General features: G+C 47.4%; 1 pseudogene. It reads right to left on the minus strand.

What is annotated here, in order from left to right:
• Positions 1-57: 57 nt before the first annotated feature.
• A pseudogene (locus L977_RS25110) lies at positions 58-272 on the minus strand (M60 family metallopeptidase); the annotation flags it as partial.

Raw genomic sequence — 272 nt, forward strand, 5'->3', positions numbered from 1 at the left:
AGGGGGGATACCAAATCATTTTCTGCTGCGCCAGAAACTGGCGCAGCAATAAAGCATTTACTTCACAATGGAGAGATCGACATTCACGTTTGCCGTCCAGTCAGTGTTGTGCCAGTCATTCGCAATCAGGTGGAGAACACCCGTATAGCTGCCCTGAGGCAAAAGCGGGTTATCTTCTGCTTTATAAGCGATTCTTAAATATGCACTTGTTCCAGAGTTGCAGTTTACCGCGGTGTTAACGGAATGAATATTGCAGCCGCCATGGCTGTTCT

This window comes from Enterobacter sp. ZOR0014, from assembly GCF_000798855.1.
Taxonomy (GTDB): Bacteria; Pseudomonadota; Gammaproteobacteria; order Enterobacterales; family Enterobacteriaceae; genus Enterobacter; species Enterobacter kobei.